The organism is Micromonospora sp. NPDC049048 (genome assembly GCF_043197615.1).
Lineage (GTDB): Bacteria > Actinomycetota > Actinomycetes > Mycobacteriales > Micromonosporaceae > Micromonospora.
Map to the genome: position 1 here is coordinate 1,055,030 of NZ_JBICTM010000002.1, position 25,537 is coordinate 1,080,566.

The 25,537-nt window shown below is 70.0% G+C and carries 21 protein-coding genes and 1 tRNA gene; 8 read left to right on the plus strand and 14 right to left on the minus strand.

Annotated elements, in window-relative coordinates; genetic code table 11:
- Positions 1–17: 17 nt before the first annotated feature.
- The 5 genes from ACGFIG_RS10400 to ACGFIG_RS10420 all read left to right on the plus strand — a co-directional run bounded on the left by ACGFIG_RS10400 (position 18) and on the right by ACGFIG_RS10420 (position 6,815).
- Positions 18–2,210, plus strand: a complete 2,193-nt coding sequence (locus ACGFIG_RS10400) for an ATP-binding protein (RefSeq protein ID WP_393001233.1) — start codon at positions 18–20, stop codon at positions 2,208–2,210.
- Positions 2,207–3,457, plus strand: a complete 1,251-nt coding sequence (locus ACGFIG_RS10405; RefSeq protein ID WP_393001235.1) for a hypothetical protein — start codon at positions 2,207–2,209, stop codon at positions 3,455–3,457. The genes ACGFIG_RS10400 and ACGFIG_RS10405 overlap by 4 nt, the downstream gene beginning before the upstream one ends.
- A gap of 294 nt (positions 3,458–3,751) precedes the next feature.
- Positions 3,752–4,453 carry a hypothetical protein gene (locus ACGFIG_RS10410; RefSeq protein WP_393001237.1) on the plus strand — a complete coding sequence of 234 codons (702 nt, stop codon included), beginning with the start codon at positions 3,752–3,754 and terminating at the stop codon, positions 4,451–4,453.
- On the plus strand, positions 4,450–5,568 hold the full coding sequence (locus ACGFIG_RS10415) for an XRE family transcriptional regulator (RefSeq protein ID WP_393001239.1): 1,119 nt from the start codon (positions 4,450–4,452) through the stop codon (positions 5,566–5,568). Before ACGFIG_RS10410 ends, ACGFIG_RS10415 begins: the two co-directional genes overlap by 4 nt.
- Positions 5,569–6,203: 635 nt before the next feature.
- On the plus strand, positions 6,204–6,815 hold the full coding sequence (locus ACGFIG_RS10420) for a hypothetical protein (RefSeq protein WP_393001241.1): 612 nt from the start codon (positions 6,204–6,206) through the stop codon (positions 6,813–6,815).
- Positions 6,816–6,874: 59 nt separating this feature from the next.
- Here the strand turns inward: ACGFIG_RS10420 and ACGFIG_RS10425 are convergent, their stop codons facing one another.
- The 3 genes from ACGFIG_RS10425 to ACGFIG_RS10435 all read right to left on the minus strand — a co-directional run bounded on the left by ACGFIG_RS10425 (position 6,875) and on the right by ACGFIG_RS10435 (position 8,824).
- The gene (locus ACGFIG_RS10425; RefSeq protein ID WP_393001243.1) at positions 6,875–7,930 is read right to left on the minus strand and encodes a GlsB/YeaQ/YmgE family stress response membrane protein; all 1,056 of its coding nucleotides are present in this window, start codon (positions 7,928–7,930) and stop codon (positions 6,875–6,877) included.
- Positions 7,927–8,352: a PadR family transcriptional regulator gene (locus tag ACGFIG_RS10430; RefSeq protein ID WP_393001245.1), complete on the minus strand. Its 426-nt coding sequence runs from the start codon at positions 8,350–8,352 to the stop codon at positions 7,927–7,929. Before ACGFIG_RS10430 ends, ACGFIG_RS10425 begins: the two co-directional genes overlap by 4 nt.
- Positions 8,353–8,476: 124 nt before the next feature.
- A complete protein-coding gene (locus ACGFIG_RS10435; RefSeq protein ID WP_393001247.1) occupies positions 8,477–8,824 on the minus strand; it encodes a hypothetical protein in 348 nt (115 codons plus the stop codon).
- 544 nt (positions 8,825–9,368) lie between these two features.
- Between ACGFIG_RS10435 and ACGFIG_RS10440 the strand changes: the two genes are divergently transcribed.
- The 3 genes from ACGFIG_RS10440 (at position 9,369) to ACGFIG_RS10450 (ending at position 14,440) form a co-directional block, all read left to right on the plus strand.
- Entirely contained in the window at positions 9,369–9,917 is a 549-nt protein-coding gene (locus tag ACGFIG_RS10440; RefSeq protein WP_393001249.1) for a hypothetical protein, read from the plus strand.
- A 2,643-nt stretch (positions 9,918–12,560) separates the two neighbouring features.
- A complete protein-coding gene (locus tag ACGFIG_RS10445; RefSeq protein ID WP_393001251.1) occupies positions 12,561–12,905 on the plus strand; it encodes a helix-turn-helix domain-containing protein in 345 nt (114 codons plus the stop codon).
- A gap of 53 nt (positions 12,906–12,958) precedes the next feature.
- Complete coding sequence (locus ACGFIG_RS10450; RefSeq protein WP_393001253.1) at positions 12,959–14,440, plus strand: tyrosine-type recombinase/integrase; 1,482 nt, start codon at positions 12,959–12,961, stop codon at positions 14,438–14,440.
- Between the two features lie 328 nt (positions 14,441–14,768).
- On the opposite strand, the gene ACGFIG_RS10455 is transcribed toward ACGFIG_RS10450, so the two are convergent.
- The 11 genes from ACGFIG_RS10455 to ACGFIG_RS10505 all read right to left on the minus strand — a co-directional run bounded on the left by ACGFIG_RS10455 (position 14,769) and on the right by ACGFIG_RS10505 (position 25,372).
- Positions 14,769–14,843: transfer RNA gene (locus tag ACGFIG_RS10455), tRNA-Lys, on the minus strand.
- A 485-nt stretch (positions 14,844–15,328) separates the two neighbouring features.
- Positions 15,329–16,123: a methyltransferase domain-containing protein gene (locus ACGFIG_RS10460; RefSeq protein WP_393001255.1), complete on the minus strand. Its 795-nt coding sequence runs from the start codon at positions 16,121–16,123 to the stop codon at positions 15,329–15,331.
- Positions 16,120–16,902 (minus strand): hypothetical protein, encoded by a 783-nt coding sequence (locus ACGFIG_RS10465; RefSeq protein WP_393001257.1) that lies wholly within the window; start codon positions 16,900–16,902, stop codon positions 16,120–16,122. Before ACGFIG_RS10465 ends, ACGFIG_RS10460 begins: the two co-directional genes overlap by 4 nt.
- 242 nt (positions 16,903–17,144) lie before the next feature.
- The gene (locus ACGFIG_RS10470) at positions 17,145–17,888 is read right to left on the minus strand and encodes an ABC transporter ATP-binding protein (protein ID WP_393001259.1); all 744 of its coding nucleotides are present in this window, start codon (positions 17,886–17,888) and stop codon (positions 17,145–17,147) included.
- Positions 17,872–18,669, minus strand: a complete 798-nt coding sequence (locus ACGFIG_RS10475) for an ABC transporter ATP-binding protein (RefSeq protein ID WP_393001261.1) — start codon at positions 18,667–18,669, stop codon at positions 17,872–17,874. The genes ACGFIG_RS10470 and ACGFIG_RS10475 overlap by 17 nt, the downstream gene beginning before the upstream one ends.
- Entirely contained in the window at positions 18,666–19,628 is a 963-nt protein-coding gene (locus tag ACGFIG_RS10480) for a branched-chain amino acid ABC transporter permease (RefSeq protein ID WP_393001263.1), read from the minus strand. Before ACGFIG_RS10480 ends, ACGFIG_RS10475 begins: the two co-directional genes overlap by 4 nt.
- A 101-nt stretch (positions 19,629–19,729) precedes the next feature.
- On the minus strand, positions 19,730–20,593 hold the full coding sequence (locus ACGFIG_RS10485; protein ID WP_393001265.1) for a branched-chain amino acid ABC transporter permease: 864 nt from the start codon (positions 20,591–20,593) through the stop codon (positions 19,730–19,732).
- A 36-nt stretch (positions 20,594–20,629) separates the two neighbouring features.
- Positions 20,630–21,838 carry an ABC transporter substrate-binding protein gene (locus ACGFIG_RS10490; protein WP_393001267.1) on the minus strand — a complete coding sequence of 403 codons (1,209 nt, stop codon included), beginning with the start codon at positions 21,836–21,838 and terminating at the stop codon, positions 20,630–20,632.
- A gap of 45 nt (positions 21,839–21,883) precedes the next feature.
- Positions 21,884–22,480 carry an ATP/GTP-binding protein gene (locus ACGFIG_RS10495; protein WP_393001269.1) on the minus strand — a complete coding sequence of 199 codons (597 nt, stop codon included), beginning with the start codon at positions 22,478–22,480 and terminating at the stop codon, positions 21,884–21,886.
- Complete coding sequence (locus tag ACGFIG_RS10500) at positions 22,477–22,887, minus strand: roadblock/LC7 domain-containing protein (protein WP_393001271.1); 411 nt, start codon at positions 22,885–22,887, stop codon at positions 22,477–22,479. Before ACGFIG_RS10500 ends, ACGFIG_RS10495 begins: the two co-directional genes overlap by 4 nt.
- The gene (locus ACGFIG_RS10505; protein ID WP_393001273.1) at positions 22,880–25,372 is read right to left on the minus strand and encodes a nitrate- and nitrite sensing domain-containing protein; all 2,493 of its coding nucleotides are present in this window, start codon (positions 25,370–25,372) and stop codon (positions 22,880–22,882) included. The genes ACGFIG_RS10500 and ACGFIG_RS10505 overlap by 8 nt, the downstream gene beginning before the upstream one ends.
- Positions 25,373–25,537 lie beyond the last annotated feature (165 nt).

Below are 25,537 nucleotides of genomic sequence, written 5' to 3' on the forward strand. Positions count from 1 at the left end.
CCTGTAGGAGCCCTGACGTGACAAGCCCAATGACGTCCGCGCTGCGGCCGAGGGCACGCCTACTGCGCGCACTCGGCGCGGACCTTATCAGCAGCGAATCCGTAGCGCTGATCGAGCTGGTCAAGAACGCCTACGACGCCGACGCACAGAATGTCATTGTCCGATTCGTCCCCCCTCTGACGGAGGGCGAGGGCGCGATCGAGGTCATCGACGACGGACACGGCATGACCGCCGAAACCATCGCCAAGACATGGATCGAGATCGCGACGTCCAACCGCACCCGCGGCGGAAGCAGCCGAAGGTTCGGGCGAACTTTCCTCGGAGAGAAAGGGATTGGACGGTTCGCAGCCGCGAAGATAGCCAACGCGATGACGCTTGTCAGCCGGCGCCAGGGCTCCCTCGAGGTGGTCCTTGATATCGATTGGGAGGCGTTCTCCGACGAGGACGCCTATCTCGACGAGATACCCATCGGCTGGCGGGTGGGGGACAGCGACTACCTCTCACTCACCGGCAGAGCAAACCTCGCTCGCCAAGCCAACGCCCTGCCCGTCGCCGAACACGGCACCATGCTGTGCCTGCGTGGGCTGAGCCGGGGGTGGACCAAAAAGGACGTCGCCGGCATCCGGCGGGACCTCTCGCGGCTGATCACGCCCAGACGCCCTCAACAAAGCGACGACGACGTCTTCAACATCTTCATCGACGCGCCTGAAGACCTTGTCGAGCTGGCCGGCCCCGTGGTACCGAATCCAGCCTTCGCCACCCCTCCTTACCACCTCATGGCAGAGATCACCGCCAAGGGAAGGGCAATCGTTACCACCGTCGTGCACGGCAAGCGTGAGGAGACGGCCCTCGATCTGCCGCTGCCGGAGGACCGAGACGGACTGCCCTGCGGCCCCTTCGCCATGAACGTGAGCGTCTGGGACCGTGACGTCGAGGGAATCAGATCGCTCGGCCTGAACGTCACCGCCAAGGACTTCAGGGGTGACCTGGACGCGGTAGCGGGCGTCCTGCTCTACCGTGACGGCTTTAGGGTTCTTCCCTACGGTGAGACAGGAAACGACTGGCTCGAGCTGGACCGCCGTCGTCTGAACACGCCGCAGCTGCGCGTCTCGAACAACCAGGTCATCGGCGAAGTCACGGTCTCCGCCACACAGAACCCGGAACTACGGGACCAGACCAATCGCGAGGGCCTCGTCGACAACGCGGCCTACCAGGCGCTCGTGAGTGCCATCAAGCTTGTGCTCAACGAGCTTGAGTGGCGCCGCGAGCAGCACCGTTCCGCAGAACGCAATCCCAAGCCACCCAACTCCACACCCCAGGACGCACCAGCTGACCGCGGCGGACGCCGCTCAGTCAGAAGGCCGCTGTTCAGCGAGTTCGAGGTCAGCGATATTGCCGACGAGGTACGGAGGCGACTGCCGACCGACGATCCTCTGATCACCATCGTGGAGGAACGCGAACGCCTTATCGCCGATGGTGTGCGCCGCGTCCGTGAGACGCTCTCCCGATACAGCCGCCTCGCGGTGCTCGGCCGCCTCGTCGACGACATCATTCACGACGGCCAACACCCGACCGGCCGAATCGTGTCCGTCGCCGACCTCGCCGAGCAGACGATCGGCCACAGGTCCCTACCCTGCCCCGAAAAGCTGACGATCCTGCGAGGCCGTCTGAGTGAGATCCGTGCGCAGACCGACGCTTTGACCAGCCTCTTTCGCCGCATCCAGCCTTTCGGTGGACGTCGACGTGGCAGACCCGCTGTGACAGTTCTCGAGCACGTCGTGAAGGACGCTGTGGAGGTTCTCGCCGGCCGTGCTTCCCAGAACAACGTGGACGTCAGGCTCGACCTTCCGGGGCGCACCGAGGTGAAGCTCGACCCGTCCGAGGTGCAGCAGGTGGTCGTGAACCTCGTCGACAACGCCATCCACTGGCTGTCCACCGTCCGAGAACGTCCAAGGCAGGTGCACGTGTCGGTGCGTAGCCTCGATGACGGAGCCGCCTGCCTCACCGTCGATGACTCCGGACCTGGAGTACCCGAAGACATCCGCGACGTCATCTTCGAGCCCTACTTCACCCGTCGAGAGGACGGCACCGGCCTGGGTCTAGCCATCGCCGGCGAGATCGTCGACGACGTATATGGTGGTGAACTCACTCTCGTCGAGAGCGACCTTGGCGGCGCGGCGTTCCAAGCGGTATTCCGGAGGCGTGTGTGACCCAGACGTGGCGAGTGCTGCTCGTGGACGATGACGATGGGATCCACGCCAGCGTCACCGACTTCGCGGCGGTCGCGGAGGCGGTGGACGGCGGCACCTACAGCATCGAATGCGTCAGCGATTTCGACGAAGGGCTGCGCAGACTGGTAACCAGCCCGCCTGACATCGTCATCCTCGACGTCCGGAGCTTCCACGTTCGCGTCGAAGCAGAGGACGACCAAGCGAACGACGACGACATCGCAGGCCGCCTGGTCTACGAACGACTCAGCAAGCACCGCTTCGTACCGGTGGTCTTCTATACCGCCGGAGAACACCTGGTCAGAGATCTGCACGATCCTCCGCTACGGTTCGTGCAACGAAAGACGGACGGCTTGGTCCCACTCTTCCGGGCCCTCGACAACGTCATCGAGTCCGGCCTACCAGCTCTGCTTCGCGACCTGGACGCCCACGTCGCTACGGTGATCTGCCAGTACGTAGGGGAGTACGTCAGAGGCCACTGGCAGCAGCTCAACGCCGCGGGGGTGACCGCCCAACACCTCGGCCGTCAACTGGTAGAGCTTCTAGCCACAAGCCTACGAAGAGCGGCCACCCAGGAGACAGGAGACGACCTCGCACAGCGCTTGTCTCTGAACCAGGAGTGGCATCCCGCGCTCTACTACGTACACCCTCCCGCACGCGGACGCCTGGACACCGGCGACATCGTCCGGCTCGAAGAAGACCTCTTCGGCATCGTCATTACTCCCTCCTGCACCCTCGAGCACCAGAAGTACGACACCCTGAACATGGTCGCCGCGCAACCAGTCCACGTGTCCGGTCTGGCCGGCAACTGGCTGAGCGAAGCTGTCCGCCTCGCTGCTGCTGGCTCCGATAGGAGACCGGAGAACCACAAGCGGATGAAGAGCATCGTCGCCGGACAGGACCCCCGGTACTTCTTCCTCCCCAGTTACCTGGACGTGGTGCCGTCGATGATCGTGGACGTCGAGCGAACCCTGCCGCTGTCGAAGGACCGGGCCGGCGAACTCACAGCGATTACCTCCCTCTCGGAGAGATACAGGGCTGCCTTGCTCGCACACCGTGAGCGATACTTCCAGCGAGTCGGCCTCAGCGACCCACCGGTAGAAGCGGTCCTGGAGTCGCTCGTTCGTGCATCGGCCGAGCCGCCGGTCGCCAAGCAGCGCGGAGGTGGCGAGCCCTCTGTGGCAGATGAGATCGGCCGCCGCGCTATGTCCGGTGATGCGGGCACCTGACCCCTTGTCGATGGTGCGCGTCAGTCGTCGTCCCCGAAGCAATAAACTGACATTTCTGCGCGCGACCTGCGGGCTGGCTCGGTCACCCAGTTCCTCCTTGCCAACAGGGAGGGCGGTTCGTGGCGTCGGGCTTTGGCGCCCGCCCGATGGCTGAATGGGCCTTACCGGTGGAGGTTGGGTGTCTCCGTCCCCGGTCTACCAAGCACACGCGACCGTAAGTTGGGTCAGAGCTGCGGGCGTGTCGGCCGCTTGATTTCCGCAACATCAACTGCCGTATCGGCTAGATTTCCTAGCATGGGTCTGCTGAACGACGCGGTGGCGGTACTGGATGAGCGGGGTGTGCTGGAGCCGCTGGGTGGGTTGATTCGGCAGGTGTACCGGCGGGCTGCGGACCGGCACGAGCCGGAGCTCGGTGACGATGCGATGAGTTTCGGCACCACCGTGTGGCGCAACCTGACCAACCTGGGCAAGGCGACGTTCGACGGTGTCGACGGGGTGCGGGTGCGGCTGGAGGACAACTCCCTGGAGATTCTCTGCGTCGGGTACGTGCTGCGGCTCTACTCGTTGCAGGGCGGTATCGAGTCGATCCGGTGGGAGGGCAGCGAGGCCCGGCTGGGCGGCGCGGTGGAGAACAGCCGCGACGGCCAGTTGGCCTTCGACGACGACGAGCAGTTCCCGGAGGTCTTCGCCGGTGTGGTGCCGCCCAAGCGGCACCTGCGCGTCGCGCACACCGGGGACATCACGACCGGGGAGGCGGCGGCGTACCTCGGGCTGCCCCGGGACAACCGCGAGGGCGGGTCGCCGTGGTTCGACGTGATGCTGTGGTTCGGCGAGGCTGTGACAGTGGGTACGCCGCTGCCGGTCGTCGGCGACCTGACCGGCGTGCCGGGGCAGCGGCACGATGAGCTGCTGGTCCCCGAACTGCCGCTTGAGAGGCTGCTGCCCGGCCGCACCGGCGGCCGCACTCTCGGTGCTGCCGCCGGCCGATCGGCGTGACCGGGAGGACCCGTCCGTCGGTTCCGGCCAGCGCGGCCGTCGCGGCGTTCGAGCCGCACGCCCTTGGGTTGGCGCGCCGGTGGCGGCGGATGCGCAAGAACGAGCTGGCTCGGCAGATCGGGGTCACGGCGGCGGCGGTCAGCCAGTACGAGCTGGGGCAGGCCCGTCCGTCGACGGCGGTGCTGGCCCGGCTAGCGTTGGCGCTGACGATGCCGGTCGAGTTCTTCGCCGCTGGCTTTCCCGCTCCCGCGTCGCCGGGGCGCGCGCACTTTCGTAGCCTTCGGGCCACCAGCCAGGCGGAGCGGGACCAAGCGGAGGCGTTCGGTGAGGTCGCCTGGCGGGTGGTCGAGGTGCTGAGCCGGCAGGTGCGGCTGCCCGAGCTGCGGCTGCCCCAGCTCGACCTGGCGGAACCGGCGCGGGCCGAGGACATCCGCGCGGCCGCCGCGGCGGCGCGCCGTGAGTTCGGGCTCGATGACGGCCCGGTGCCGCACATGGTACGGCTGTTGGAGGCGCACGGGGTGATCGTGCTGTCCCTGCCGGACGCCTCGGAGCGGGTCGACGCCTTCTCGCACTGGTACGGCCAGCGGCCGTTCGTCTTCCTGAACCCGGCCAAGAACGACCGGGCTCGCTCCCGGATGGACGCCGCCCACGAGCTCGGTCACCTGCTGCTGCACCACGACGCCGAGCCCGGCAGTCAGATCCTGGAACGGGAGGCCACCGCCTTCGCCTCCGAGTTCCTCGCCCCCAGCCCGGCGTTGGCCGCGGAACTTCCGGCCCGCCTGGACTTCGACCGGCTGCACGAGTTGAAACGCCGCTGGGGCATCAGCCTGAAAGCGCTCGTGTACCGGGGCCACGACCTGGGCGTGTACCGGGACCACACCTACCGGCGGGGCATGAGCCTGCTCGCCCAGTGGGGCCACCCCGAACCGGGCGATCTCGGCCCCCGGGAGCAGCCCTTCCTGCTGGGCCGGGCCGTCGAACTCCTCGGCCAGCAGCGGGTGACGACGGAGAGCCTGGCGGCGCAGGCCGGCCTCCCGGCGCCCCTCGCCCGTACGGTGATCGACGCCGCCAGCGAACACCTCCCCGAACTGCGACTGGCTACAGAAGGCTCCTGAGGCAGCGGGAGGGAAGTCGGAGCCTGTTGGGCCTGCCGGCTGCGGGACGTCCTGAACGGGTGCCTCCCTACTCGGCCTGGGTCGGTCACTCGGGCGTCGTGAGGGTGGGAACAGCCGCCTCGGTGTGGTGGCTGTCTCCAGACCCACTGTTCGCCGCCGTGGTCGACCAGGGTGCTGCATCGATGGCGCAGCAGGTCCGCGTCCGTGCTCGGCGGTGGGCCGCCGGGGTGCGGCGGCGTCATGTCCCGGGGCGGCATCCGCGTTGTAGACGAACCGGTCCGACAACCAGTAGTCACGGCGGAACTCCGTGCGTCACTATGAAGCACGTTCTGGTGTCGCGACCTGGTCGGTCGAATTCGCGCCGTCGCCGGCTTTGCCAGCTTGTGCGAGTGCCTGTCCCTCGGCCGGCCTGGGTGGGCTGGCCGAGGGACAGCGGTCAGGCGATCAGTGGCCGTTCCAGGCCGATCAACCGGCCCTGCGCACGCCTGCTCAGCCGATCCGGTATCGACTACCGCAGTATGTCGGAGGCTGCGGAGCCTGTTGGGGGAACACGCCGCAATCACTTCGCCCGTACGGTTTGTAGGTCGTTTCTTGCCGCCGCAGTCAGGGGAGGGCCGTGGATGAGGCCGAGAAGAGTGACCTTGCTGGACATCGGGCTGGACTCATCGTTCGATGCTGCGATGACGTTCGTGCAGTCAACACTGCAGAACATCAACGCCGGATGCGAGGAGCCCGTCGTGGATATCGACTTCGTCCGGTCGCGCGATCCCGACACCGTGCTCTCCGCCTTCACCTCATCCTGCGATGTCCTGCATGTCATGGCCCATGGTGACCACAGCGTCACACCGTCGTTCACCAGCACGGACGGCAAGGTCACCATCTCCTTCGAACAGCTTGGGGAAGTCGCGGCGGGCCTTGGCAAGGGCATCTCGACCGGCGCGATCATCGCGGACGGCTGCAAGACCGGCACCGGCGCATGGCAAAAGGCGGTACGGGACTGCCTTCAAGGCGAGGTCACCTACATCGGCACCTCCTCCATCATCGGCTGGCACGAAAGCGGCGTGTTCAGTTCCGCTTTCTACGGCGCCCTGTTCCGCAACCGGGGCCGCGGCGTGAAGCCTGCCGACCAAGCTCAAGACGCCGCTACCCGAGCCATCGACGCGTACACCCTGCTGACGGACAAAAACTGTCCCTTCAAAGTCACGACGTTGAAGCCGAGCCAGCGCGCCCGCACGCTGCTCGGCTAGCAAGGTGGTGCGGACGGAGCGCTCGGGCAGGGGCAGTCCCCCATCTGGGCTTCCGGAGGTCACATCCGTGCTGTCGCGTCCGTTCGGTGTCCGCAGGTTGGGCAGGTGCTGTCGAGTGCTCGTTGGCGTACGGTGCGGTGTCGTGCGGCTTGGCCGGCGATAGCGGCTGCCAGCAGCGCCACGCCGGCGAGGACAATCGCGCCGGTCGTGGCGGCGAAGGCTGTCGGGGTGGGCGCGCCGCCGCGGCTGCCCGCGATCGCCTGGCTGAGTTGATCGGCCGCGAACAGGCCGGCGGGGGTGGCGAGTAGCAGGGTTGCCCAGAGGCCGGTGTCGTCGGCGCGCAGGGCGCGGCCGAGTCCGATGATCAGGCTCAGTGCGAGCATCAGCCCACCGGCCATAGCCAGGGTTTCCGGGGTGGAGCGGTATGAGGTGAACCAGTTCCCGCCGCGCTCCCCGGCGGCGAACGCCACGGACACGAGTATGCCGAAGCCTGCTGCGAGCAGCGGCAGACTACGTCCAACCCCGCTGGGGTGGGTGGGTAGCGCGAGGGTGGCCAGGCCGAGCGCGATGGCGGGGAGCAGGACGAACAGCGGCGGCCGGGGCTGCCCGGTGAGGGCGGCCACGGGTGGCAGGGCGATGGTCAGCAGGAGACCGCCGGCTGCGGCGAGGCGGGCCCAGGGCCCGGGCAGCGTCGTGGCGGCGACGCCGACGAGGAGCCAGCCGAGCCAGGCGACGGCGCCGAGGGTTTGGAACGGTCCGACCGGGTCGAGGCCGGTGACATGGGAATCGTTGAGTTCGACCTGGAGGAGCAGGAATACCGCGAAGGCGATCAGGGTGTTCAGTGCGGCGGTCGCGGCGAGCGGGAGGGCGTCGGCCAGCCCGAGGGCGCCGTATCCGCGCAGTCGCTCGCGGAAACCTGCGCCGAGCAGGTCGAGGGCGTCGTGCGGGGAGGGCCAGCGCCGTTTCGGGTCGGCCAGGTCGAGGTACGTTGCGACGATCTCCCCTCCCCGCTCGGCCTGGTAGCGACGGGGGTAGGCGCGAAGTAGCCGCCGGTAGCGGCGTTCCAACGGCGATCCGGTTTCGGCCGGTCCCGGGATCGGGTTGGGCGGGTTCATGCCGGACCTCCGGTCGGGCGAAGCACGGGCCGGACCGCCGGCCCCGGACGGCCGGTCGGGCCGTGGGTCGTGGTGCCGGCGGCGGGGAGGGTGCCTGTCGGGCGGGCCTTCAGGCGTTGGGTGGCGGCCTCGACGTTGCGGCGTAACCGTTCGGTCTCGGCGGCGAGCACCGACCTGCCCGCGCCGGTGAGCCGGTAGTAGCGGCGTAGTCGTCCCTCGACGACCTCCTCCCGGTCCGGCTCGACCAGCCCCTCGTCGGTGAGCCGGTCGAGTGCGCCGTAGAGGGTGCCGGGCCGCAGCGCCAGCCGCCCGCCGGACAGCGCGGCAACGTCGCTGATGACGCCGTAGCCATGCAGGGGCTCCCGCGCGAGAGCGGTGAGGATCAGGAAGGTGGGCTCCTGTATCGGCCTGGGTGTAGCCATAGCCTCAATGTATCGGCGACCGAGCTATACCGGCGGCAAAGCGGTGAGAATGTCGTGTGCAGCGGCGCGTCGGCCCGCGCCACCGCGGATCGGCACTCGATCGTTGACCGTTCGTCGCCTCGGTCTATGCGGCTGCGGCCGGCAGAGAGGCAGGGCCGGGGAGCCTGCCGCCGGAGCGGGGCGCCGGTAGCCGCGCGGGTGAGGTGGTGAACCAGCCGCGAAACACCGACGACGCGGGTGCGGCCACGGCGGCGTGCCCATGCGCTCGCGGGGTCGGGGCCGGGGTAGCGGCTGGCCGCGCGGGGCGGGCCAGGCCCATGGCCCGGCGGGCGGTGCGGGCGGCATCGCACATGCCGCGCTGGCCGGCGCACTGCAGGTTGCGGCAGTCGCCGCGGTTGTCGGGCTGGTGCGCGCCGATGACATCGAGGGCGAGCCGCCACAGCAGCGGGTCGGTCACATCGTCGGGGGTCACGGCAAGCAGGCTGAGGCGTTCACGAGGCATGGCGGAAGCCCTTTCGTCGATGGGTCATGTCGTCCGGCACGGAGAGGCGGACGGACAACGGACACGATCGACGCTCGCCTTTGACGGAAGGTCAAGTCGTCTCGCCTGAGCGGCTACCCCGGGCTGGCGGCGTAGAGGTACGCGTAGCAGAGAATCCGCCGGTCGTTGATGTAGGGAGGGAGCGTGGCTGCGGTTCGGGCAGTCCCTGGATCGCCGGAGGCGAGGTTCGGTGGCGCTTGCCGCCGGAACGCCGCGCGGGCTGGTACGGCAAAAGGAGCTTGTCAGGCTGGCAACGCCCCGCGACGATGCGGTCGCTCCCGCCGTCGGTGGCGCTTGTGGGTGCCACCGGCCGATCTGACGTCGGCCTGTCGCCGGCGCCGCCGAGCCTGGCCGGTCGCGCGCCCACCGATCAGCCAGCCCGGCCCCCGGAAGAGGCCACGGCCGAAGTCGGTGCCGGTGACGTTTCGTAGTGTTCAGGCGGTGGTGGCGACGGTTGTCGGTGGGAGGGTGAGCGGTGGCGCGTACCTGGCTGTCCGTGCGGGTCGAGTTGGTCTCCGGTCGCGGCATCGACCTCTGGCCTCGGCCGGGCAGGGTCTTCGCGGCGAGCCGGTCGCATACCTTCGCCCAGCTCGCTGACGCGATCGACCTGGCGTTCGCCCGCTGGGACTTGGCCCACATGCACATGTTCACGCTGGCCGACCAAACCCAGATCACGCCGCTTGAGCTGTGGGACGGTGAGGCACCTGAGGGCAGCATCGACAGCGACCGGACCAAACTAAGTCGCCTGGGTGGCGGCGAGCAGTTCGCGTACGTGTTCGACTTCGGTGACGACTGGGCGCACCTGTGCACGGTCGCCGAGTCCCGCATCGACCCGCTGGAGACGCTCGGCGGTCTGCCCAGCGAGCCGATGCCGTACTTCGGGTGGGGTGACCTGCCCGATCAGTACGGACGGCGTTGGGACGGCGACGACGGCGAGGCGCCGCCGCCGAAACCGCCGCGGCGACCGTTTGCTGAGCTTCCGCCGCTGCTGCCGTGGTGGGGGCCCCGCCAACGCGGACAGTAGCGGTCCCGAAGTCGTCGGACGGCACGCACCGTGGCGGGGTTCACCTGTCCGCGCGGGCGATGCCGGGCGACGGGGCTTTTGATCAACGGGATGAACGGCGGGAAGAGGTAAAGGGCAGCCTGTTTGCCGGCCAGGCTCTGATCGTCTGCACCCGGCCCGGGGCGCCCGGCGATAGGCGGTTGTCCAGGTCCGAGTGAGGAGCGTGAGGCCGGCCTGTCCGCGCTGCGGACGGGCGCTCGGGCACGTGATCGGCGACGGGCAGGACCCCCGATGGCGCGCCGGGCCGTTCGAAGTGCCCGGGGCAGCTTCGGGCGTCAGTGGTGCGGGCAACCTCCGTGACGTTGCTGTCCGCGCCGGTCGGCGTTGGACTGCATTCCTGCGGGTGGTTCATCCGTGACTTCGTCATCCAGACCAACATCGACGGCGTCCGCGTTCGGCACGTGGCGGGCCATCGCACCGTCGTGGGTGGATGCATTGGTCACCTCATCGTGGCTGGGAGGATCACCAAGTTCCTGATGAGGACTCCGGGTCCGGCCGTGGCAGCGTGGTGGCGGGGGCGGCAACCGGCCGACCGGCCGCGAGGCGGGTGGGCGAGGCGACGCGGGCGACGCCGAGCTGCGGGCGGGCGGGGATTTGTTGCTGATCATCTGTGTGTGGGTGGTCTTCGACAGTCGCTCTGGTGCGACGGAAAGTCAACGGCTTGCGCTGGTCACCTTCACGGCGGCGTCTGGCGGACGTCGCCGTCATGGCGGTCGCACCCGCCCCCGGTTGGGATCGGGCCGGGTCCGCTGGGACGTTCAGCCTGATCATTGGCCGCCAAGAGGGACCATCTTGTGTCCGCCGTCGTGGAACGTCAGCAGCCTCCCTGGGGGAGTAGCGGAAGGAGACTCCCTGCTGTGCAGGGAGTCTGGAACTGTCACCGCCGGTGACGCGGGACGGTCACCGGCAGCGTGCTGCGCTAACAGCCGCATCCGGCGCTGGACGAGCGTGCGATGGTCGTGAGCGGTGGTGAAGGCGCGGTGAAACCCCAGGGGAAGACGTCACGGAAGACCCAAAACGAGCGGGCGGCGCGCCTCATCGAGGCGGCCACAGCCCCGGGCCGCAGCCACCGGCGAACAACGCACCCCGCCCCTACTGCTCCCATGTGTAAACCGTCATTTGTGTGCTCTGGCGAACGCCTGCGGAACTCACAACCACTCACAGCGCTTCGTTCGCACCGGGCGGGCCAGCGGCCAGGCGGAACCTCGGTCGGCGTTCTGAGCAAAGCTACGGGGACGAGTGGCCCACGCACCCGGGTGAACGACGGGAATCTGGGGAACGTCCAGGACGCCGGCGCTCACAGCGGCTCACACCGGCTCACAGGCGCTCACAGTCGGCTTGGTCGGGTGGCGACGAGGCCGGCATGCCTCGGAGGTGGCAGCAGCGCCCGCGGGGCCCACGCCGGATCTCGATCATGGTGACTCTGCCGCGCTCGCCGGGGCACGGTGTCGGCGTTTGCCCTTACGTCGGACGCCTTTCCGCGGCGGCAGGACACGCCCGCCCCGAGGCGCAACCGGACGCGTGTGTCACGCCACCCGCGATGTCAGCGAGGCTTCTCGATGGACACGGCGCGACCGCACGCGGACGCTGGCCATGGCCGAGATGCCGCGAGGGACGGCGGCACCGGCCGCGTATCCGGACAGGCGCGTGACAACAACCACTGTCCATTCGTCGACGTCAATTGATACCGAAGTGCGCCGACGTGACTTCAAGGTGGCCACGCCACCCGCGTCTGCGACGCCGCCCGCCAGCGGCCACGGCGCTGGCCAGCACGCTCCGACCGGCGTCCGGACGCTGGCCGCGTCATCGATGTAAGTCGTTGACAGAATGTCCGACAGGGGCACTGAGCAGGGCTGGGACACTCTTGCGGGCACGTGCCACGGGCACCCGGTGCCGTGGGCTGGCCACATCTACGCCTTCGCGCCGACGCTGGCCATACCAGCGCGACACCAACCGCGGCCACGCGGACAGCCACGTCAGCGGCCCAGCCCATGGCCGCGTCCACCGTGGCGCCGACGTGTCCGACGGCCACGGTGTCCCTCCACCAAGCCGAGTGCCATCAGCAGGCTGTCGCTGTCATGGACGGACTGACATGTCCGCGCCACGGTGACATTTCCGTGGCCACGGTGTCGGACGGCGTGAACCGTGACACCCACCCCTGTCATCGCCTGAGGTCGCAGCGGCCGGCATCGGCTCCGGCGGTCAGCGACTGGGCGCGGGCGTGTACCCCGGCGACGCGGCCGATAGGCAGCCCTGTGAGTCGCTGTGAGCGGCTGTGAGTGGGACAGGCGTTCGCCAGAGCACACAAACGCGGGTTTTAAGGATGTCAGCGCACGGCATGCGGCGGCACGGGGCCGACATCCAGATCAGCGAGCACCGCCTGCACCACCACGACCCTCTCCACCCGCCGGCCTGTACCACTCCGGCCCGACCCGGACCGATCCGGTCGCGGGCGATCTGTCGGCACCGGTCACCCGTGTGGCGCGCCGATGCCCCGACCGGCGTCCGCTGCGGTGCCGGATTGGCCTGCCGCGTCACCGCCCACTCCCATCCCGGCGAATGTTCCCTCTTGCCTGTCTCGATCACCGGAAGGACCGCTTCGCGATGACCACCCCTCACCACCACTCCAGCCACGTACCTCCTGCCCGCCCGTCTGGGGACGGCTCAGACGACACATGGACCGCGGAGCGGATCCGCGCCCTGGGTCCGGTCACCGACCTGACCACCGCAGCGCGGATCTTCGGGCTGTCCCGGTCGGTCGCCTACGACCTGGCCAAGCGCGGCCAGTTCCCGGTCGCGGTGCTGCGGTTCGGCAGCCGCTACCGGGTGCCGGTCGCGGCCATCCTCCACGCCCTGCACCTACCGCCCGGCGACGACCCCGGGCCCTCGACCGAACCACCCGACGGCGACTTGATTCCGGGCGTAAGGCACGCGTGGATCACCCCGTAACGAATCCACAGCCACCGGCTGCCGCACATCCCGAACGAAGGGAACACCTGATCATGGCGGAAGGATCCGTCTTCAAACGCTGCTCCTGCCGCGACAGCGACGGCCGCAAACTCGGCAACCGCTGCCCCCAGCTACGCCGTTCGGGCGGGGCGTGGAGTCCCACCCACGGCCGGTGGGCCTACCAGCTCGAACTACCCACCCACCCCGGCCGACCGCGGCGGCAACTGCGCCGCAGCACCTTCGACACCCGCGACGCCGCCACCACCGACCGCGACCACGCCAAAGCCCTACTGGCCCTCGCCGGTGACGACGCGGCTGTCGCGGCAGAGATCGCCGACATGCTCCTCGCCGTCACCTCCGGCGCCCCGCTACCGGACCGCGACACCATCGCCCGGCGGGTCCGGGCCGGGCTGCCCGCCACCGTCACGACGACCGTCGGCGAGTACCTGCACTCGTGGCTGGCGTCCCGACGCAACCTGCGCAGTATCCAACCCAACACCCTGCTGGCCTACGAGTCGCACATCCGCACCCACCTGGTCCCGCACCTCGGCGCCATCCCCCTGGTGAAACTGCGGGTGGAGCACATCGAGGCGATGTTCACCGCCATCGCCGACCGCAACACCGCCATCGAGATCGCCCGACAAAGCGACAAGCCCTGGATCCGCGCCACAGTCCGCGGCCAGCGCACCACCAGCCCGGCTAGCATGCACCGCATTCGCGCCACCCTGCGTAAGGCACTCAACGACGCCATCCGCCGCGGCAACAACCGGCTCATCGACTTCAACCCCGCAGCCCACATCGAACTGCCCTCCGGGGCACGCCCCAAAGCCCGGGTGTGGACCGCCAACGCCGTCCAGCGCTGGCGCGACACCGGTGAGCGGCCCAGCCCCGTCATGGTGTGGACCCCGCAGCAGGCCGGCGCGTTCCTCGACCACGCCGAGGAGCACGACATCGCCCTCTACCCGCTGTTCACGCTGATCCTGCACCGGGGTCTGCGCCGCGGTGAGGCCGTCGGACTCACCGACACCGCCGTCGACCTCGACAACTCCCTGATCAGCGTCACCCAACAGATCGCCACCCACGGCTACACGCCCGTGATCAAGAAGGTCAAGTCCGAGTCCGGCAACCGGATCATGGCCCTGGCCAGCGTCACCCATACTGTCCTGCGCGCCCACCACACCCGCCGTGCCCAGTGGAAACTCGCCTGCGGCGCCGCATGGCCCGACACCGGCCTGTTCTTCGTCCAACCCGACGGGCGGCCCTGGCACCCAAACACCGTCACCGACCGATTCGAAGCCCTCGTCCGCGACGCCGGACTACCCCCGATCCGGCTGCACGACCTCCGGCACTGCGCCGCCACCTACCTCAAAGCCGCCGGCGCCGACCTCAAAGACATCCAGGAACTGCTCGGCCACTCATCCATCGCCATGACCGACGTCTACACCTCCGTGATCGCCGAACTCGACGTCGAACGCGCCAAAGCCGAAGCCGCCGCCAAACTCCTCCCCCGCAGAAGCCGTCGCCCAGCCGCGTAGGCGTACCACTGGCAGAGTCGGGCAGCCGGCTGCGGCAGCCGCCCCCGGCCTACCGCAGCCACCGCCTCCCGCCCCGCCGCCATCGCAGACAGCCTCCATTAGCGGGCCTGCCCGGTTACACGACCTCCCACGCCCAAGGTCGATGAGATGTCGACGCAGCCGACCGATGATGATCAGGAAGTCGGTAATCGTAGGCCGCTGGCGGGGCGTCGATGCCGCCAGCCGCTGGCCCCACGGATATCGCCGCCGATAAGCGCCCGGCTCGTCGTGTCAGGCAACCAGAGGACGGCGGAACGCCGGACAATACGCGCTGGTTGTGTTGGAGATGTGGTGGGCCGCCTGGGACTCGAACCCAGAACCTAAGGATTAAAAGTCCTCAGCTCTGCCATTGAGCTAACGGCCCGCAGCGCCACCAGGCTACCCGATCGTCCGGGCACGAGTTGATGTCCGCCCAGGCGCTGATCCGCCGGAACGGCCCTGTCCGCTGCGACGCAGGCTATCGCCCAATCACCTGGGCGCGCTACCGCAACCCCCGCGGAGACGCCCTTTCTAGCGTCTGAAGCTGCCCTGCCTGTTCTTTGCCGGCCGCCGTGCCCGGATGGTGATCGTCGGAGCGGTCAGAGAGACTTCTACGCCATGATCAGCAGGTGCGCGCGGTCCCGCTTTCGAACGATCTCGGCGGCCTATCCGACTCAGCGTGGGGGCGGGTGGAAGCAGGTGCGAGCGGGAGACGAGCCGAGTGGTGCCCCATCCCCTGCGGCCCGTCTGGCCGTTCGGCTGCCGAACGGCGTAGCAGCCGAACGGCGCCGCGACTGCCACGTCCGTGCGGGCAGGCGGCTGACAAGGCCGGTAAGGTGCCAGCCGCCCGGTCACCTGGTCCGCTAGTCGTTAGTGAGGTTTGCGGGCGGTGGTGGAGGCGTACTCGTAGCCGCGTACGACCACGGTTGGGTCGGTCATCAGCTCGCCGAAGCGGTCGAGGTCGGCGGTGGTGAGGTCGGTCTTGAGGAGGTGTTCGCGCAGTTGTCGGACGTTGTCGGCGTACAGGCGGCAGCCTGGGCTGCCGCCGTTGCAGGTCTGGGCTTCCCAGCGGGTGTGGACCTGCTCGAGGCCCGCGTCGAGCAGGAGTGCTGGTGTCTTCTTGCCCCAGTGCAGGTCGACGCCGCGCTCGGCGAGGGTGTCGAGGACGCCGTGTACGACCCGCACGATCAGATCGGCGTCGCTCGTGGTGGGGGCGTGCGGGACGGTGGTGCGGGCGTAGACGATGTCGCCGAGAACGAGCCGGCCGCCAGGGCGCAGTGCGGTGATCATCTGTCCGAGCAGGCGTTCGCGGTTGGGCAGGTGCTCCAGAACGCAGCGGGCGGTGATGACGTCCACGGTCCCCGGTGGGGTGGGCAGGGAGTCGGTGCGCAGGTCGCGTTGGTAGACGTCGAGGACGGCGGTGGGCGCGAGGAGGGTGGTGTCGAGGTCGACAGCGGTGACCTTGCCGGTGCGACCGACGAGTTCGCACAGGTGTGCGGCGATGGAGCCGGCTCCGGCGCCGACGTCCATTGCGTGCTGTCCCGCGCTGATGCCGAGTCGGGCCAGCTCGGCGAGCGTGATCGGGTCGAGCATCTCCTGCAGGGGGTGCAGTTGGGTGGGGGTGTTGCGGAACTGGTAGCGCTGCGGCGTGGTGGTTCTCGTCATCGGGGTGCTCCTTGCGTCGTCGTTGTGTGGCAGGGCGGGATGGACGTGGGTAGCTGGTGCTGTTGGGGTCGCGGGTAGAGGCGCCGTGCGGTTGCGGGGTGCGGCGGGGGTGGGTGGGCTGGTTCCCACCAGCGGCCGCTGGTGTGGCTGTGGGTGAGGTAGAGGATGTAGACCTGCGGCTGCCAGCCGGATCGCGTCCGGATGGCGGACTCGTAGGCGAGTACCTCTGCGGTCTGTGGGTGCAGCACGAGCAGGTCGCGCCGCTTGTCGCCCGTGGTGGTGATGCCGATGCCTCGGCGGCCGGCCTCGTCGGACACGTGTGGGTGGTAGAGCAGCCCGTCGAGGCTGGCCAGCACGGTGAGAGTGGCGGCGCGGGCGTCGCGGCGCGGGCTGTACCAGGTGAGCAGGTACGCCAGGTGTCGGAGGACCTCGCGGGCGTTCGTAGGTGGTGTGCCGGTGAGGCCGAGTTCGGAGCGGAGCAGGTTGGTGTGGGTGAAGGGTCGGCTGAAGCTGAGCTCTGGCGGCAGGTAACCGGGCCACCACCAGTCTGTCGCTGCGGCGGCGAGGCCGGGTGGGTGGGTGGTGGCGCGGTGGGCGCCGGATCCGTCGTCGGCGCGCCACCGCACCACGTCGCGTACCGCGATGCCGTCTGCGGGCTGGGTGTCGCGCTGGTGGTGGTGGACGAGGTCGTAGTGGCCCGGGACGTGGTCGCAGGGGCTGAAGGTCAGGCGCGCCGCCAGCCGGCGCAGGGCAGTGCCCGCCGGCTGCGGATAGGACACGCGGGTGGCTGGTGTCTGCCGCATGGTGGTGGCCGGGGCGGGCAGGTGGGGCCGAGGTGATGCCGTCAGCGCGCACCGTCCCGTGCTGGTGGCAGCGACCGGCCGGGTAAGGGCGCCGACCGGCGTGGCAGTGGTGGCGGCAAGGAGGACGGCTGCGGTCGCGCAGCGCGCCATCGCGTTGCCGTGACGTGCGATCGAAGTCGGCGTCGTGGCCGGTGTCACCGTCGTGGCGTCGGCGCGGTTCACCGTACGGTGTCCGTCGGGTTTGCCCACCTGGGTGAGGTCAGGGCGAGGTGGTCGCGCAACGTCTGGTGCGCCTCGCTGCCGGTTGCCGCGATTGGGCTGGTGAGATGTCCGGCGGTGAGCACCTGGACGGTGGCGTCGAGGGCTGCCGCGGTGCGGGCGTGCGGGAGGGCGACCAGGACGCGGACGCCGTGGCTGGGAAGTTCCCGCAGTACCTGGATGATGTGTGCGGCCACGGTGGGGGCGAGTCCTTCAGTGGGCTCGTCGCACAGCAGCAGGCGGGGTGCGGTGCGCAGGGCGCGGGCGATGGTGAGCATCTGCTGTTCCCCGCCGGAGAGTTGGTCGCCGCGATGGCCCAGCCGCGCCGCGAGTGCGGGGAACAGGTCCAGCAGGTCGCTGGCGCTCCAGGCAAGACCGGGTTCACGGCGTTTCGGCGGTTGGGTGACGGTGAGGTGCTCGGCGACGGTCAGGGAGTGCCACAGGCGGCGACCCTGCGGGGCGAGGGCGACGCCGGCACGGGCGGCCCGGATGGGGCTCCAGCCCGTGACGTCGTAGCTGTCGAGAAACACCCATCCGGTGGTGGGGCGTAGGTGTCCGGCGAGAGTGTGCAGCAGGGTGGTCTTCCCGGCGCCGTTGGAGCCGATGACGGCGTGCACCGCGGCAGGGTAAAGATCCAGGTCGACGTTATGCAGGACAGGTGTGTCACGGTGGTAGCCGGCCGTGAGGTCACTGACCGTCAGCATCGTCACCTCCGCTGCCGAGGTAGAGGGCGGCGACGGCCGGATCGGCGCGCACCGTGTCGGCGGGGCCGTCGGTGTGGCGGCGGCCGTGGTGCAGCACCGTGATCCAGTCCGCGAGGGCGGCCACGACGTCCATGTGGTGCTCGACGAGCACGACTGCCATCCACCCGGGCAGGCCGCCGAGGATGTCGAGGAGGTGGCTGGTTTCGGTGTCGGTGAGGCCGGCGGCGGGTTCGTCGAGCAGCAGCACCCGGGGCTGCCCGGCGAGCGCGACGGCAAGGTCGAGCATGCGGCGGTGCCCGTGCGACAGCGTGACGGCCACCTGTCCGGCGTAATCGGCGAGGCCGACAAGGTCGAGGACCTCGCCTGGCGTTCGGTCGGAATGGTGACGGTGGTGCCAGCCGCCCATCCGCACGCAGTCGAGGACCGTGAGGTCGGGGTAGGCGGTGGGGTGTTGGAAGGTACGTCCGATGCCCGTGCGGGCCCGCCAGGCGGCGCCGCGGCGGGTGATGACCTGCCCGTTGTAGGTGATGGTGCCGGTCTGGGTGCGGGTGGTGCCCGCGAGCAGGTTCAGCAGGGTGGACTTGCCGGCGCCGTTGGGGCCGATGACGGCGTGCCGGTCTCCGGGGGCGACCGTGAACGCGTCCAGGTCGAGGACGGTTAGCCGGCCGTAGGTGTGACGCAGTCCGGTGGCGACCAGGCCGTTGCCGTGGGCGCGGTCGATGTCGCTCGGTAGGCGCTGCGAGGGCACCCCGTCGGGGTCGATGCGGTGGACGGTCTTCACGGCGTGCTCCTGACAGTGGATCGGCCCGCCTCGTCTGCCGGGGCCGGGTGGCCCGTGCCGTGGGCAGAGCGAGGGTGGAGGCGGGGGGCGAGGCGGTTGGGTAGGGCGGTGAGGCCGCCGGGCAGCAGGTACACCGCGGTGATGAAGAGGGCGCCGAGCAGCAGGGGCGCGTGGCCGGGCAGCGGGGCGGCGACTACGTCTCGCACCGTGAGGACCGCGATCGCGCCGGTGGCGGCGCTGGGCAGTGACATGGCGCCGCCGATGACCACGGCGAGCAGTGCGAGGGCGGCGGTGGTGAAGCCGACGTCGGCTGGGGTGATCCACCGGTGGGTGTGGATCAGCAGCGCTCCGCCGATGCCGGCCACCGCGCCTGCGCCGGCGTGTACCGCCCACAGGTAGGTGGTGACTCGGTGTCCGCTGGCTGTGGCGCGGGCTTCGTTGCCGCGTACGGCCGCCAGCAGCGTCCGTCGGTCACCGCCGAGCAGCGCTATCGCGGCGGCTGTTGCGGCGATCGCGACGGCGGCGGCGTAGAGCAGTACCGTGCGGTCGGCCAGCAGTGGCGGCAGGCCGGGCAGCAGGCGGGGGGCGGGGATGCCGGCGAGCCCGTCGGTGCCGCCGCTGACCGTCCGCCACTGGGCTGCGGTGATCGTGGTCAGTTCCGCGGCGGCGAGGCTGAGCATGAGGAACACCGTGGCGCGGTGGCGGACCAGCACCGCCCCGATCACTGCGGCGGTCAGGGCTCCCGCGCCGGCCGCTGCCAGCAGGTGCAGCGGGGCGAGGTCGCTGCCGGCGAGGGCGAGGCGGGCGGTGGTGTAGGCGCCGGCCGCGTACGGGGCGACCTGGCCGAGGGTGGGCAGGCCCGCGTGGCCGGTGACCGCCGCGACGCTGACCGCCAACACCGCCAGGGGCAGCATCCGAGCTGCGGTGGCGTGCAGGTACGGATCCGGTGACAACGCCACAACGCCCACCGCCGTGACAGCCAGACCAGGTGTCACCCACGGCCGTCCGCGTCGCACCAGCGCCTGTACCACCGTCGGCGACGAGCCGCGTCCTTGACCGCTCATGCCGAGGCCCGTCCGGCAAGGCTGGTCCGGCGGGCCAGCAGCACCACGGCCATGGCGGTGATCAGCAGGTACGGGGCAACCGTGGGGAAGGATGTCACGCCGACGGTTTGCACGAGCCCGACGGCGAGGGCGGCGGCGAGCGCGCCGGGCACGGAGCCGAGACCACCGCAGACCACGATGATCAGGGACAGCAGCAGGGTGGTGTCGGCGGTGTGCGGGCCGACGCCGAGGATCGGGGTGGTCAACGCCCCGGCGAGACCGGCGAGAGCCCCGGCGGCCACCAAGACCGCCGCGTCCACCAGGCGGGGGTTCACACCGATGCCGGCGACCATGGCCCGGTCGTCGACCGTGGCCCGGACGAGTCGCCCGGCGCGGGTACGGTGCAGTAGCACGTACCCCGCCGCGACGACCACGACGGCGATACCGAGCACGGCGAGCCGGTCGACCGGATACCGGTGCCCGGCAACCCGCACGGTCGTCTCCAGCACCCCGGGCAGGCGGGGTCGCAGGGTGTCGTGACCGTAGGCGGCGGTGAGCAGGTCCGCGCCGACGAGCGCGACACCGAAGGTGAGCAGCGCCTGGTCGAGATGCGCACGGCCGCGCAGGCCGGCGGTCGCGGCGGCGAGCACCCCACCACCGGCGGCCCCGACGAGGGTGGCGTAGCCGGCGGCGAGGGCGAGGCTGGCCCAGGTGCCCGAGCTGGTGGCAGCGGCGACGTAGCCGCCGGCGGCGATCAGGGTGCCGTGCGCGAGGTTGAGCACACCCCCGGCGCCGAACGCGACGGTCAAGCCCGCGGCGGCAATCGCCAGGAGCAGCCCGTAGGCGACCCCGTCGACGGCGGGTATCAGGTAGGCGTCCACGCGTACCGCGCCCCCTTCTCGTTGTGGATGTCTCGGTCAGGGCAGGGTGGTGAGGTCCTGCAGCAGGACGTTGGACAGCACCGGGCCGTCAGGCTTGACCTCGCGCAGGTACCAGCGCTGCACCGGCCGGTGCTCGGTGGGCTCGAACTGCCAGTCCCCGCGAGGCGACACGACCCGCCCGACCTGCCCGATCGCGGCGTTGAGCTTCTCCCCGCTCACCTGCCCGTCGACGGCGGACAGCGCCCGGTCGAGGACGGCGGCGGCGTCGTAGGAGGCCATCGCGAACGTCGTCGGCTGGCCCGGGTGTCCGGCGGCGGACCAGGCCGCGACGAACTCCTGGTTGGCCTGGTTGCCGAGGGTGGGGCTGTAGTTGAGGACGTTACGGATCCCGGTCGCGGCAGGACCCTGAGCGGCGAGGACGGACCCTTCGGTGAGGAAGCCGGCGGCGTAGAGGGGAACGTCGCGCAGGTCGGACTGGGCGTACTGCTTGACGAACGCGACTGCGGCGGCGCCGGCGTAGAAGGTGTAGACGGCTTTCGGTTTCGACTCGGCGGCCTGGTTCAGGTACGGCAGGAAGTTCTCCGTCGCTGGGAATGGGGTGAACAGCGTCTTGCCGTCCGGGTTGGCGAGTCTCCCGCCCAGGCGGGTGAAGGTTTCGGTGAAGCCGCGTAGTTCGTCCCAGCCGCCCTGGTAGTCCGGGCCGATCGCGTACACCGTCCCGTCGCCGACCTGCGCCTTGATGTAGGAGGCGATGGCGATGCCCGGCTCGTCGGAGTTGTACGAGGTGTGCCACGTGTAGCTGAGGTCGCGGGCCTTGCCGCCCACCGGCGCGAACGCCGGCCTCGCGTTCGACCCGAGCAGAGGAACCTTCCGCTCGGTGGTCAGGGTCTGCACCTTGTCGACGGTCGCGCCACCGACCAGGCCGGTCAGGGCGACGACCCGGTCGCGTTCGAGGAGCTTCTGCGCGGCGGGAACGGCCGTGGCGGGACCGTCGCCCTCATCGCCGACGATCAGGTCGATCTTCCGGCCGCCGAGGTTGCCGTCGTGCGTGTCGAGGTAGAGCTGGAAGCCGCGTCGCATGTCCTCGCCGACGGTGGCGTAGGTGCCCGACAGCGACACCAGCAGACCGACACGGACCGTGCCGGAGTCGGTGGCGGTGCTGCTGCACGCGGCACCCGCCAGCAGGACACCGGCCATGGTCAGGGCGGCGAGTGCGCGTCGCGGGCGTGGGCGGGGAACAGACATGAAAATGCGCTCCTTCGTGCGGGGTGACAGGTGGGTTCCGTGGGGTCAGGACTGCGTGGCCATCGAGCGGGGCGTGGCGCGGGTGAGAACGTGCTCGACGAGGGCGATCAGCAGCCGGCGGACGCTGTCGCGGTCGCGGGCGTCGATGCCGACGATCGGCACGTCCGCAGTCAGGGCGAGGGCTTCACGAATGGCGGAAACGGGATAGGAACGGGCGCCGGGGAACTGGTTGACCGCGACGACGTAGGGCAGCCGGACGTGGTCGACGTAGTCGAGGTGCCGAAACGAGTCCTGCAGCCGGCGGGTGTCGACGAGGACCACCGAGCCGGCGGCGCCACGGACGATGGCGTCCCACATGAACCAGAAGCGGTGCTGCCCCGGGGTGCCGTAGACGTAGAGAGTCACACCGTCGACCTCGAGACGACCGAAGTCCATCGCCACCGTGGTGGTGGTCTTGGCCGGGGTAAAGGAAGTGTCGTCGGCGTTGCCGGGCGACATGGCGGCCTCGGTGGTCAGCGGCGCGATGTCGGACACCGCCCCGACGAGGGTGGTCTTCCCGACGCCGAACGGCCCGGTCAGCACGATCTTCAAGTTCGGCGGCGCGCCCGCAGGCGGGCGGGCCGCGATGGCGCGTGTGCTCATCGCCGGCCGGCTCCCATCACGGCGAGGGCACCCGCGAAAGCAGGAGTGAGTTGGTCACCGACCTGGTCGGCGAAACGACCGAGCTCTTCGGTGACGAACGCGAGGTCGGCATCGCGGGTGGCCAGGGTGAGCAGCGACGCGCCGGTGCTCACCGCAACCAGGATCAGGAACCCGTGAGCCAGCTCAGTCAGGTTGCCCCGCACCCCGCCCGCGGACAGGTCGCGGGCGGCACCGTTGAGCAGGCTGTTCATTCCGGCCGCCACCGCGGCGAGGCGTTCGGCGGCTTCCCGGTTGAGCCCATCGGTCCAAGCCAGCAGCAGCCCATCGGCTGACACCGCCACGGCTTGGCTGATCCCCGGTACGCGGGCGACGAGGTTGTTGTTCAGCAGGTAACTCAGATCACTCATGACTGGCCCTTCGACTGGGAAAGCGGCGGTCGAGGCCGCGCTGGTAGGCCCCCGCCGTACTGGCCAGGCCACCCATCGAGCGGACCGGCGCGTCGGCAGCGGGCGGGGGCGGGGGTGTGAATGTGGCCTTGGGCTGTCGCTTTGGCAGGCCGTTGGCCGTGGTGGTGTCCTGTCCGGGCAGCCCGCGCGCAGGAGTGGAGGGCATGTGCACCGTGGCTCCCTCGACGAACCACGCTGGTGGCGGCAGGTGTCGGGCTGTCTCGTCGTAGGCCGGCGTCGGCTCCGACTCAGTCGCCCGCCGCGGCACCGGGATCACCGGCAGCGCCTGAGTAGGGCCATCGGTCGTGCTCGGGGCGGGCGGCCGGCGTCGGGCGGGCAGTGCGGTCGAAGCGCCGCGCCGGGCTGGCACCGTCGTGGGCGCGGGCAGGGTAAGGGTGGACGCCGGCGTGCCGCCGGGAGCACGCCGGCCGGCGATAGGGCCGGTGGGCAGCGCGGCCGGCTCGGGAATGCTGATCAGGAGCTTGTCAGCGGGGATCTCGATTTCCGCGACCGTGCCGTGCGGCTGTCCCGGCAGCAGTCGCACGCGCAGCCCATGCGCTGCGGCTAGCAGCGCGACGGTGGCCAGGCCTTGGCGCCGGATGTGCTCCACCTCGATCATCGGCGCGGGCTCGGCCAGCTCGGCGTTGAGCCTGGCCAGCAGGTCCGGCTTGATGCCGGGGCCGGTGTCGGTGACCTGGATGATCGCCCGGTTGCCCAGCAGGTGCCCGGTGACCAGGGCGTCGCCCGGGCTGTAGCGGGTCGCGTTGTCCAGCAGCGACGCCAACAGGTGCACCAGGTCGTCGATCATCGGTGGTGGCACCAGAACCCGCTCGTCGATTATCCCGAGCAGCACCCGCCGGTACTCCTGGATCCGGCCCTGCGCCGCCTGCGCCACCGTCACCAGTTCCGCCGGCTGCGGATGCACCGTCCCCAACGACCGACCTGACAGCACCAACAGGCTCTGCGTGGCGTGCAGCAACTGCGCGGCGAGACTGTCCACCGCGAAGAACGTCGCCAGGGTCGCGGCGTCCTTCTCGTCCCGCTCGGCCATGTCCAACTCGCGCAGCAGCCGGTGCGTCATCCCCTGACACCGCCGCCCCACCGCCTCCACCGCACCGGCGGCCACCCGCCGCTGCCGCGCCAGATCCGTCGAGATGCGGTACGTGTTCAACGCCAGCGTGTCGAACGCGGCGGCCACCTCGTCCACCTCGTCCCGCGCCGAACCGGGTGCCAGCGCGGCAGGCGGCGGCGGAACCGACGCCGGGTCGGCAGGGTCCGCCGCGTCGACGCGACGGACCAGGTCCGGCAGGTCCCGCTCAGCGACACGGGTGACCGCGTCACGGACTCGCCGCAGCCGCCACGCCAACGCCCGACCCTGTCGCCACGCCAGCGCCGCCGCGACCATGGTCATCGCCACGGCGACCGCCGACAGCACGCCCGTGGTGACCCACTGCTGTCGGCGTTGACGCCCCGCCTCGGCGGCGATGTCCGCGTCGACGCGGGTCTGCACGTCATACAGCCGATCGCGCCGCTCATTGCTGAGCGTGGCCCACCGGGACGCGTTCACCCGCAACCGCTGACCCACTTGAGTGCGGGCAACCTCGTCGTCGAGACGCTGCGCCGCGAGGACCTGCGGCCCGGACAGCGCCTGGTCCAGCCACGACCGCCACCGCGCCGGCGACCGCTGCGATACCGCCAGCAACGCCTCGTCATACCCGGCACGGGTCGCTGCCAGCTCCCGCTGCACCGCCTGCGATACCACGGCGCCGTTGTTGGCGGCTACGGCTGCCTGTTGGATGCCCGCGTACTGCCCGGCCTGTGACAACGCCGCGGCCACCCGCAACTGGTCGGCCACCGCACCGTCCGCGCCGCCGACCTGGCCCACGGTCTCCCGTACCGCCAGCCCCTGCGCGACCACCGCCCGATACCGCACCAGCACCGCCGTCAGCGACGCTGACCGTGCCTTGACCTGCTCCCGGAACACCGGAAGCAACCGCAGCTGCTCGTCGAACGGCCCCACCAGCCGACTTACCGAATCCGAGGCATCGAGCTCACCACGGCGCTGCCGGTAGGCGTCGACCGCCCGGTCGGATGTCGCGGCCTGCTCGAGATAACCGTTGAGGCCACCCGCCGGGTCAAGGACCAGCCCGCCGGCGACCTGGCGCTCCCGGTCGAGTTCGTGCAGGACCTCACCCACTGCGGCCGACACGGCCACCAGCGACTGCAGGCGGTCGGCACCGCGCGCCTGACGGCTCGTCGATGCCACACCCCACGAGGCGAAAACCAGAGTCGCCACCAACGGGATCAGCAGCAGGAGCGCAAGCCTCCGAGCAACAGGCACAACAGTCCTTCCTGGTTCGAGAGCTTGAACGGGCGCAGCCAAGGCACCGAGGCGGGCGGGACCTTGCCACGTGAATCGGAAGCGGAGACCGTGTAGCGCCGGCATCGTTCCGGGCCGGTGTCTAACTGGGTGGTTTCCGGTTCAGGTCACACTGATGGCCCTGGCTGGTAGCCCTTTGGCAATCGGTCCAGACAGCTGGCCGTTGATGCCCTTGTGAACGTCGATGATTGCGTCGTCATCGGGCCCGAACCAGTACCACCGCGGCAGGCC